Raw genomic sequence first — 7,254 nt, 5'->3', positions numbered from 1 at the left:
TTAAACTGAGAGGCAACGATTCTTGTGGGAAGTTTGTACTTTGTTACCCTAAGTACAATCGCCTCAAGATCTGCATCCTTAAGCTTCATGCCATTTAAGGCAAAAGAGCGATTTAAAGCTAGGCGAAATTTTTAGCAGATAACACACACAGTTCTGAAAAACTTCAGCCGGGATCAATTTAATTATAAGATATATTGTAAGTGAAATAATCAAAATATCATCAATGTAACCAATAACAGGTATAAAGTCTGGAATTAAATTAATTGGACTAATAAAATATCCTAATAAAAATAAGATTATTATTTTTACATGCCATGGGACTCTCGGATCCCGGTATGCCTTATAGAGGGCGTATATATCAGTTTCAATGCTTTTTGTCTTTTCTTTTAATTCTTTGAAACTAATCATAGGACCACTAAATAAGATTAAAGTCTTCAAAAACAATGTTTCTAGGTTTAACACCTAATTTAATAAATTGATCTGCAAGTTCCATCATCATCTGATTGGGGCCACATATGAAAATCAGTTTATTAGAAACTGTTTCTTTTGCACCACATAACTGGAGTATATCTTCTACAGAGATTCTTCCAGAGATACTTGAAAGCCATATCTTATAGTTGATATTATTTTTATTTCTTAAAATATCTTTTATTTCTTTATCGTAGACTACATCTTTTTCATTTTTACATGTCCATATGAAATCAATTTTGTTATTAGATAATTTATCATATTTTAGCATGCTGAGAAATGGTGTTACTCCTATACCTCCTGCAATCCATATCATGTCTTTATTTTCAAAAAGAAATTTTTCACCAAACTTACCATAGGGGCCATATAAAAAGATTTTATCTCCAACTTTAACTTTGGGAAGATGATATGAAGTGAAGTCACCTGATTTTTTTGCTGAAATTCTAATCAAATCTTCACTGTTTGAACTAGAGATGGAAAATGGGAAAATTTCAAATGATTTTTCAAGAGTTAAGAATTTAATAAATATGAATTGTCCAGGGTAAAAATTCATTTTTTTATTAATTACCTTAAATTTAATTTCTATGATATCGCCTATTTTTTTTACATCTTTTATTTCAGCATTAAATTTAGGGCCAATTATTTGATAAAAAAACAACATATAGATATACGAAATAATTCCAATTACAGCAAAAAGAAGGACCCATATCCCAAGGAGAGGATATTGAATAATATCTCTTCCTGCAACTAAAGCATGCCAAGTTGCCAATATGAGAACAATCCCCATAAATTTGTGACTAAAGTGCCAGACTTTGTAAGGTAATTTTATTACAAGAGTAAGTAATAAAAGAATAAGCAATAAGTAAAAGGATAAAATACCATATGTAAAGGCAATATTCAATCCAGGTACAAGGTACAAAGCAATGAAATCCCAATTGGGAAATATCCTAATAATTAAAAAAAGGGGATGCATCAGTATCACAATTAAAGTGATCTGGCCAATCAGATGATGAGCTTTGTACACCTTATCAAGACCGCCGAATATTGATTCTAATGAGCGTAATCTTAGTGATAAGAAAATTGTTAATGAAAGAAGACAAATTCCAATTAATGCAGATGATTTAGCAATGAAAAGATATAACTGAAAAAATCCTCCGATTCTATTATAAAACCAAATTAAAAAAGTAATTAATCCAATGATAAATACAATTCCAAGGCTCTTATACCCAAATTGAGTTCTATTGATTTTATCAATTAATCCCAGAGGTAATATTTTTTTTATTTTGAATCTAGACTTCTTTTTATTCATAATAGCACCTATAGAATTGCTGTATTTTTTCTCAGGCAAGTTAATATAAAACTAACGTAATAATTTAAGAGATTCTATAAAAATCCAAGCATTACTAATTTAAACAAAATTGATAGGATTTGACATATGCACTATCATATAATACTAACAACTAAATGCAATTCACAGTGCAAATACTGCTATGAGAAATCAATGAATGATTTTGACATAGATATTGAACAGAAAGTCGATCTTGATTTGTCCGCTCCGGAATCTAGTAAAGTTAGTGTAAAAGATCTAAAAAAATTCATTAACAAAGATAAAAATCCCGTAATCATCTTTTATGGCGGAGAGCCTCTTCTTCAAATTAATAAAATAAAAGAAATAATGGACAATATTAATGTGCCGTATAGAATGCAGACTAATGGAAAGCTATTGAATAAAATTCCAAGAGAATACCTAAACAGGCTCGACAAGATTTTAGTATCTATTGATGGCGACCAAAAGAGTACAGATGATAATAGGGGCAAAGGGACATATGATCTAATACTAAAAAATATTTCACTGATAAAAGAAAATGGATATGCTGGCGAGATTGTTGCAAGAATGACTTTGAGCCTGGAATCACCTGATATATACGAAAAAGTATTACATTTGATAAATATCGGATTTTCATCGATTCATTGGCAGATTGATGCTGGGTTTTATGCGTATGACTACGATAAGGAAAAATTTAGCCAATTTGTAGAAGAATACAATATTTCAATTACAAAATTAATTGAATACTGGGTAGAATGTATGAAAAATAAAAAAGTTTTGAAATTTTACCCATTTGTTGGGATAGTCAACAGTCTATTAAAAGATGAAAAAACTTTACTTAGGTGTGGAGCCGGACATAGCGGTTATGCAATACGTACCGATGGGAAAATAATGGCATGCCCAATTATGACTTGGATTAAAGATTTTGTATCAGGAGATTTAGATTCTGATCCTAAAGATCTTATAGAATTTGGAATGGGCAAAAGATGCGCTAGTTGTGATATTAAATATATCTGCGGCGGGAGATGCCTCTACTGGAACTATTTGAAATTATGGCCAGACGAAGGGAATCAATTAATTTGTAAGACTATTGAACATCTAGTAAATGAATTAAAAAATAGAATGCCTGAGATAAAAGATCTTATTAAAAATGCCCAAATAAATTATAATGATTTTGAATATGAAAAGTATTTTGGCCCTGAAATAATACCATAATACTTATTTTTTTTTAAAAAAATTAAAAATAATTTTCCGAAAACTACTTAAATACACTAATCAAAGTATATTTGGAGATTTTATGGACTTATCAATTTTGTTAGTACTCGGAGTTGTAGTTGTTATAGCACTTGTTCTTATTGGAATATTTGTTGGCATCTACAACAGATTTTTTGCATTGAAAAATTCAGCTGAAGCAACTTTGGGGCAAATACGGGTCGCCCTAAAAAAGCGTCTTGATATGATTGACCAGTTATTGGGGTCTGTAAAGAGTTATGCAAAGTTTGAGAAAGAAACATTGGAAAATATAACAAAGTATCGTGCAAGTATTGGCAGCGCTTCTCCGGAAGAAATAAGTGAAATTGATCGCCAGAGTGCAGGTATACTGGGAAGACTTATTGCAGTCGCAGAAAACTACCCTGATCTTAAAACTTCAACAACAGTAATTAGTCTCATGGACTCTGTAAAAACTGTAGAAGATGAAATCGCTAGACAAAGGTATACATACAACAATATAGTCCAGCAGTTTAACACTATGCTAGATACAATACCCTCAAATATTGTTGGTAGGATCATTGGACTCATAAAATTAGAATATCTTAAATTTGAAGAGGCAATTGAAACAAGACCAAAGATTGAATTTTAGAAGATGGAAATATGGCGGAAACAAAACAGATTACAGTACTAGTGCTAGTTACACTTTTGATAGGTGCAACGGCACTATTGCTACTGCCTAAAGGACCAATCTTTTTTGAAGGTGATCTCGTAGTGGATAACTATGAGGTCACTTTTCTTTCTGATGGTACGTTAACTGAAAGATATACTTATGATGTAAAGAGTTCTGGCCAATACCGAATGCTTTTCAGGTACTGGGATGACATACTTTCATTTGAAAAACTTGGGAGACCTTATATTGAATTTGTAAGCGTTGAATATCCTACTGGAACAATTGGTTATGTTAAAGATTACAAAGGTGATGTGAGATTATATGGGGATCAATCATACATCTACACTATAGATTCTTTAGCCTATACAAATGAAGTTGGGGCATACAACCCTTCATATTATAATAAAGGTAAATATACAATAGAATACAAGTATATTCTGCACCCTCCTATCCAATATGATAGCGAAGTGAGCCATATTAATCTTAAGTTTCAAAGAGAGCATATACTTATCAAAAACTTCAAGATAACTCTCCCGAAGGAATATATAGTAAAGGTATATCCACATCCACCAAATCTTAAAATCTCAGAAGATCCGACCCATATTTTTATTACTGGATCTTCGCCAGAAAATGAACTTTTAGAAGTTGAACTTCTTTTAAAACCAGAATACATCAATGTGATAAATGGCTTTCCAGAACAAATAAATGGAGTTAGGCAGAAAACAGAACTGGCCAATTTATTTTATACTGTACCTTTTTATGCTGCAAAGATTCTATATGCCTTAACAAGCTTATTGCTTATAGTAGTTCCTTTCATATTTTTGTATATCTATTACAGATATGGCAAAGAAAAAAGCTTTACTGTGCCCGAATTTTTGAGCTTTGTTCCTAACGATAAATTGAAACCTTGGGTTATCAATCTTCTGTTTAAAGGTGAGGCCAATAAGTTTGATATGAACTCATTCTATGCAACTCTTCTAGACCTTCATAAAAGACATAAAATTGAGATCAAAGAGAAAGTAAATCCAAAGTATATTACCATTCAACTGAAAGACAAAACTGACCTTGATCATTTTGAAACAAAAGTAATTGAATTCATAGAACGAGTAGGTACTGATGGAATAGTTGATACTGAAACAATAAGCTCCTTGGCTAAGAGTGCAAGAAAGAATGTCACTAGTCAAAAAACTATGCTAAGTTATCAATCGTCTCTAAATAGCATTACAAATGTGAAATCAACTGACAGGATGATTATAAAGAATTATATAGTTGAAGGAAGAAATAGAACCCTTCCCATATTACTTTCCGGTATATTATTTGCCATAATTGCAATTCTTATGCTCATATTCATACCTTTTGCCACTAATGCTGTAAGTTCCCTTATTGCCTCCATTATAATAGTTATCCAGGCAATAATTGCAATGGCTTTTCCAACAACACTATTTGGACTATGGAAAAATGACAGTTACAAAGAAAAACTTGAGTGGGATGCTTTTACAAAATTCTTGTCGGATCTTGCACTGATGAGAAAATATTCGCCAGCGGATATCCTCATGTGGGGAGAATGGCTTGTCTATGGAACTGCACTTGGAGTAGGGGACAAAGTTGAAGCAGCAATGAAAGCCCTAAATGTGAAGATAGAAGACATAAATGTAGTTCCTTACCACGCCATAAATAGATCTTTTATTCCGATTTCTTCCTACACCCCCCCTAGCAGCGGTGGTGGCGGTAGTGGAGGATTTGGAAGCGGCGGCGGATTTGGTGGTGGCGGTGGCTTCGGCGGCGGAGGTGTCGGAGGACGTTAAATCTATTTATAAATATTTTTTATATTTAATTTTACAATTAAGAAAATAGAATATATTTAATAAAATGAAATAATAAATATTCTAGCTAAATAGATCATCTATTCCATATTTAGCCCAATCAATGCTTCGACCAAAGCCTTCTGCGCCACCCATTTTTTTCCTTCTTGCGTCTCTTTCAAATGGTTGTAATTCTATGTCACCATCTGCAGCTCTTCCAGATATGAACGGTGATTTTACTCCGGTCATTATAAGCATTACTCTCATAGAATCTTTTAGTCCTTCGTCAACTCTTGCGCCCCATATAATCTTTGCTTCAGGATCCATTATTGAGTTAACAATTTCTCCAACTCTGTTGGCTTCGTTTAAAGTCATATTGCTACCACCTGAAACGTGAACTAAAGCACCTTTTGCATGTTTATAGTCAACATCTAATAGTTTACAAGTCATTGCTTCATGGACTGCCTCTTCGACTCTGTTCTTTGTATTTGATTCCCCGACTCCTATTACTGCAACTCCCCCGTCTTGCATGATTGTTCTTACATCTGCATAATCTAAGTTAACAAGACTTGGTTGTGTAATGGTTTCAGTGATTCCTTTAACCATTTCTGCAAGAACTTCGTCAGATACGCTAAATGCATAGTCAATTGGCATGTTTGGAACAAGTTGAAGTAGCTTATTATTATCTAGTGTGATAACTGTGTCTGCATATCTCCTAAAGGCTTCAAGTCCTTGAATTGCTTTTTCAAATCTGTGAGATCCTTCCATTCTAAATGGTAAGGTTACAACTCCCACAACTAAAGCACCGCATTCTTTTGCAACTTCAGCAACAACGGGAGCACTTCCCGTTCCAGTTCCTCCCCCCATACCTGCAGAGACGAAAACTAAATTAGCGTCTTTAAATAGTTCTTTTAATTTATGCCTATCTTCTTGAGCGGCTTCCCAGCCAATGCTAGGGTCTCCCCCTGCTCCAAGACCTTTTGTGAGCTCTTTTCCTATAACAAACTTTTTGTCCGCTTGGATATTTTCTAAGTGTTGTCTATCGGTATTCAAGGCAATTGTTTCGGCGCCCATAACTCCGCCAAGCATTGAAAGTCTATTTATTGTATTATTACCCGCACCACCACAACCAGCACATATTATCCTAGCGTGTCCAATGCCTTCTAATTCCGCTACAGTTTCTTCAAAGTTATTAGTTTGAGTATATCTTGAAGCATTTTCCAAGATGCCTTTCATATAAAACCCCCAATTATATAAATTATTTGTTATTTACTTTATTTTTCCAGATATGCCCTCATTTCTAAGTGACCTAAACCCACCAAGTTCGTTCTTTAGCATGTCTCTGATAGCTGATCTTATGGCTTCACTCTTATTAGGAAAGTATCCATAATTTACCAACTCGTCCAACCCGTTCATATATGCTTCTGGTATTTGTACTGATATGAGTTTCATTAGTGTCCCTCTAGCATCTGTATAGTACTTAGGAGATACATCTATATAAGAGTTTCGGTTATCCAGATATCTCTTATAACTTATCTTAGTATCTTCTTGATGTGTTTCATGTATTATCTATATACCCCCATAATATTACTTACATATTATACGGACACTTCATATCTCTTGTCTGGATACTTCAATAATGGTATTGTAATATCGCTCACAGATTATCATTATGGATAATCATTGTCTTTCATGTGGGTTATCCAGTAAATACTAATTTTGTTAACTAATATATATAGTTTTCGGTTAATAATGATAAACAATACTTCTTTTAG

The 7,254-nt window shown here is 33.2% G+C and carries 7 protein-coding genes; 3 read left to right on the top strand and 4 right to left on the bottom strand.

The features are described from left to right. Positions 1 to 78: 78 nt before the first annotated feature. Together KO464_09850 and KO464_09845 are read right to left on the bottom strand one after the other, a co-directional pair. Positions 79 to 408 carry a DUF1232 domain-containing protein gene (locus KO464_09850; GenBank protein ID MCC7573667.1) on the bottom strand — a complete coding sequence of 110 codons (330 nt, stop codon included), beginning with the start codon at positions 406 to 408 and terminating at the stop codon, positions 79 to 81. Positions 409 to 415: 7 nt separating this feature from the next. After that, on the bottom strand, positions 416 to 1,777 hold the full coding sequence (locus KO464_09845) for a ferric reductase-like transmembrane domain-containing protein (GenBank protein ID MCC7573666.1): 1,362 nt from the start codon (positions 1,775 to 1,777) through the stop codon (positions 416 to 418). 126 nt (positions 1,778 to 1,903) lie between these two features. Between KO464_09845 and KO464_09840 the strand changes: the two genes are divergently transcribed. The 3 genes from KO464_09840 to KO464_09830 all read left to right on the top strand — a co-directional run bounded on the left by KO464_09840 (position 1,904) and on the right by KO464_09830 (position 5,482). Next, positions 1,904 to 3,010 carry a TIGR04084 family radical SAM/SPASM domain-containing protein gene (locus tag KO464_09840; GenBank protein ID MCC7573665.1) on the top strand — a complete coding sequence of 369 codons (1,107 nt, stop codon included), beginning with the start codon at positions 1,904 to 1,906 and terminating at the stop codon, positions 3,008 to 3,010. An 82-nt stretch (positions 3,011 to 3,092) separates the two neighbouring features. Further along, on the top strand, positions 3,093 to 3,656 hold the full coding sequence (locus tag KO464_09835; GenBank protein ID MCC7573664.1) for a LemA family protein: 564 nt from the start codon (positions 3,093 to 3,095) through the stop codon (positions 3,654 to 3,656). Positions 3,657 to 3,667: 11 nt separating this feature from the next. After that, positions 3,668 to 5,482: a DUF2207 domain-containing protein gene (locus tag KO464_09830; GenBank protein ID MCC7573663.1), complete on the top strand. Its 1,815-nt coding sequence runs from the start codon at positions 3,668 to 3,670 to the stop codon at positions 5,480 to 5,482. Positions 5,483 to 5,563: 81 nt separating this feature from the next. Here the strand turns inward: KO464_09830 and ftsZ are convergent, their stop codons facing one another. Then, positions 5,564 to 6,715 (bottom strand): cell division protein FtsZ, encoded by a 1,152-nt coding sequence (ftsZ, locus tag KO464_09825; protein ID MCC7573662.1) that lies wholly within the window; start codon positions 6,713 to 6,715, stop codon positions 5,564 to 5,566. A gap of 33 nt (positions 6,716 to 6,748) precedes the next feature. Next, positions 6,749 to 6,931, bottom strand: coding sequence for a type II toxin-antitoxin system ParD family antitoxin (locus KO464_09820; GenBank protein MCC7573661.1), 183 nt, complete (start codon positions 6,929 to 6,931; stop codon positions 6,749 to 6,751). Positions 6,932 to 7,254: the final 323 nt, after the last annotated feature.

It is taken from the genome of Methanofastidiosum sp., assembly GCA_020854815.1.
In the GTDB taxonomy this organism is placed as follows: domain Archaea; phylum Methanobacteriota_B; class Thermococci; order Methanofastidiosales; family Methanofastidiosaceae; genus Methanofastidiosum.
The sequence above is the reverse complement of the archived record's forward strand: the minus strand, read 5'-3'. Positions and strand labels throughout refer to the sequence as shown.

Excerpts from the sequence above, each read along its gene's own strand:
- KO464_09845 (MCC7573666.1), bottom strand. The coding sequence starts at position 1,777 with ATGAATAAAAAGAAGTCTAGATTCAAAATAAAAAAAATATTACCTCTG.
- KO464_09820 (MCC7573661.1), bottom strand. The coding sequence starts at position 6,931 with ATGAAACTCATATCAGTACAAATACCAGAAGCATATATGAACGGGTTG.
- KO464_09830 (MCC7573663.1), top strand. The coding sequence starts at position 3,668 with ATGGCGGAAACAAAACAGATTACAGTACTAGTGCTAGTTACACTTTTG.
- KO464_09835 (MCC7573664.1), top strand. The coding sequence starts at position 3,093 with ATGGACTTATCAATTTTGTTAGTACTCGGAGTTGTAGTTGTTATAGCA.
- KO464_09840 (MCC7573665.1), top strand. The coding sequence starts at position 1,904 with ATGCACTATCATATAATACTAACAACTAAATGCAATTCACAGTGCAAA.
- KO464_09850 (MCC7573667.1), bottom strand. The coding sequence starts at position 408 with ATGATTAGTTTCAAAGAATTAAAAGAAAAGACAAAAAGCATTGAAACT.
- ftsZ (MCC7573662.1), bottom strand. The coding sequence starts at position 6,715 with ATGAAAGGCATCTTGGAAAATGCTTCAAGATATACTCAAACTAATAAC.